The sequence below is a fragment of the Methylobacterium amylolyticum genome, assembly GCF_030700245.1.
In the GTDB taxonomy this organism is placed as follows: domain Bacteria; phylum Pseudomonadota; class Alphaproteobacteria; order Rhizobiales; family Beijerinckiaceae; genus Methylobacterium.
Window position 1 is genome coordinate 1 of sequence record NZ_JAUYZI010000129.1, and the last position, 2,289, is coordinate 2,289.

The 2,289-nt window shown below is 65.6% G+C and carries 3 protein-coding genes and 1 pseudogene; 2 read left to right on the forward strand and 2 right to left on the reverse strand.

What is annotated here, in order from left to right; translation table 11 throughout:
- Nucleotides 1-141, forward strand: a pseudogene (locus Q8W71_RS32755) (IS630 family transposase); the annotation flags it as partial.
- Here Q8W71_RS32755 and Q8W71_RS32760 read toward each other — a convergent pair.
- Nucleotides 134-775 carry an MFS transporter gene (locus Q8W71_RS32760; protein WP_370875604.1) on the reverse strand — a complete coding sequence of 214 codons (642 nt, stop codon included), beginning with the start codon at nucleotides 773-775 and terminating at the stop codon, nucleotides 134-136. The pseudogene Q8W71_RS32755 and the gene Q8W71_RS32760 overlap by 8 nt on opposite strands.
- Nucleotides 776-1,232: 457 nt before the next feature.
- A complete protein-coding gene (locus tag Q8W71_RS32765; protein ID WP_305529469.1) occupies nucleotides 1,233-1,673 on the reverse strand; it encodes a VOC family protein in 441 nt (146 codons plus the stop codon).
- 417 nt (nucleotides 1,674-2,090) lie between these two features.
- On the opposite strand from Q8W71_RS32765, the gene Q8W71_RS32770 reads away from it, so the two are divergent.
- Nucleotides 2,091-2,289 (forward strand): helix-turn-helix domain-containing protein (locus tag Q8W71_RS32770; RefSeq protein ID WP_305525350.1); only part of this gene is annotated, 199 nt, incomplete at its 3' end.

The following is a 2,289-nucleotide window of genomic DNA, read 5'->3' on the forward strand; positions in this document are numbered from 1 at the left end:
CTGCTGCGCGCCGCCGCCGCGCGTAGCATCACCGACCTACGGGCCGAGATCCGCAAGGCCTTCGCCCGCTTCACAGCGCAGGAATGCCGCAACTACCTCGCCGCAGCCGGTTACGAGGACGACTCGGCCGTCGCTACATGAACGGAAACGGCTCTAGCAGGCCGAGCGGCAGATTCACCAGGAACACCGAGGGCCATCCGAACGCCTGCGTCAGCGCCCCTCCGGCCACCGGTCCGAACGTAGACGAAGCCACGATCACCGCGGCCATCACGCCCTGCGCCTGGCCGAGTTGATGGCGCGGGACGTTCTCGGCCAGGAGCGCTTGGCCCAGCACCATCAGGCCGCCGCCGCCGAAGCCCTGGAGTACCCGCGCCCCGGTCAGCGACAGGATGCCTGACGCACAGGCGCAGAGCGCGGACGCCAAGACGAACACCGCGAGCGCCGTCAGCAACAGACGTCGCCTGCCGAGGGCGTCGCCGAGTTGACCGTAGACAGGCGCCGCCACGGTGCTGGCTACGAGGTAGGATGCGACGACCCAGGTCACTCGCTCCACCTCGCCGAACGCGACGGCCATGGCGGGCAGGGCCGCGGCGACGATGGTGCCATCCACGACGGCGAGGAATGTCGGTAGCAGTATGGGTGGAAACACACGCCGGAGCGGCGGGTTCGTTGGTGTCATTCCGGAGCCGGATCCGCTGCGATGGGCCTTGCGGCCCGCTATGGATTTGGTTGTGTAAACGCAACGTCGACGTGACGGTAAGTGACGACCTGCCATCACCTACCGCGGTCAGTCGCCGTCAGTCACGCACCACCGCATGCATCGGCGAGACTTGGCCGAAGCCGCTGGTTCGCTTCGGAGAGGGTCATTCGAGAAAGCGGACGAACTCATTACGACGCAACCCAGCCGTTCCGACCGCCATCCGCGCTTCCCGGAAGCGGACACTCGTCGGCCACCTGACAACTTCAGCTCGGGGTGGCGAACCGACGTTGAGCCACTACCGAAAAACGGCCACTCAGTTTGGCGCCGGTGCCGGGTACCCCAGCATCTGCCGGCGATGCTCCGGAGTGGACAAGCCTGACGGGGTGAAGGTCGTGTAGGTTGACGACGCGTGCCGGCACGACGCCGGAACGCTGAGCGACGCTACCTACTCGGTCGCTCAGGACGAGACCCCAAGCCGGGCGACGCGGCTCGGCTCAGCCGGGGCGAGGTGCCGGCGGACATCGACGCGCTCTCAAGATGTGCTGCTGCCGACCTGACCCTGCGCCGCCTGGAAACCCGCCATGTCCATCCACATCGTCTCCCAAACGTGGCCGTCCGGATCCTCAAAGGAGCGGCCGTACATGAAGTCATGGTCGTCAGGCGCGTTGACGTCGGCGCGTCCGCCGGCGCTCGCGGCAGCAGTCACGAGGGTGTCGACCTCGGTCTTGCTATCGGCAGATAGGCAGAGCAGCACCTCGTTCCCGGTCGCCCGCACATCCGGGATCGGCCGGATCGCGAAGCGCTTAAATTTGTCGTGGGTCAGGATCATCACGTGGATGACATCGGATAGAACCATGCAAGCACCGGTGTCGTCGGAGAATTGTGGGTTCTTTCGGGCGCCAATAGCCTCGTAAAAGGCGATGGATCGATCGAGGTTCTCGACCGGCAGATTGACGAAGATCAATTTCGACACGCGTTCCCTCTCAGGCGCTTGTTGACCTAGGCTGGTACAATCGGTTCCCTATGACATCCGGGCGATCAGAAAACAGCAACTTACAGGCTCCGGCTTCGCTACGACAAGGCCTGCGGGGCGGCGCATGCGCTCGACCTCGTGGGGGATGTGCCGAATGTCAGGGGCGAGGTGCGTCTGCTGCGGGTCGTGAGCGGTCCCAGCGGCTATGTCTGCTCAGATGCTGGCCGTGCCTGAAAGCGGATGTGCTGAAAACCACCCAACTCAAACGGCGGCCGGGTCAGCGACAAATTCCGAGACTGGTCGACGACACCTTTTTGCCTGCGTCGGCGATCTCATACCAACGGCCTGTGAGGGTGACTCGGCGGGTTGCGGGTTGAGCTGGCTTCTGATTCGTTTGGCGGATCAGGAGGACACGCCATGTCCGGGATCGCGATCACCCGCACGGATCTGAGCGCCGAGGGGTTGCGCGCCGCCGCCTCCAAGGCGCCCAGCATCCCGGCGGCCCGTCGCATGCTGGCGCTCGCCCTGGTGCTGGAGGGCGCTGATCGCACCACCGCCGCCCGCGCCTGCGGCATGGACCGCCAGACCCTGCGCGACTGGGTGCACCGCTACAACG

Excerpts from the sequence above, each read along its gene's own strand:
- Q8W71_RS32760 (WP_370875604.1), bottom strand. The coding sequence starts at position 775 with ATGGCAGGTCGTCACTTACCGTCACGTCGACGTTGCGTTTACACAACC.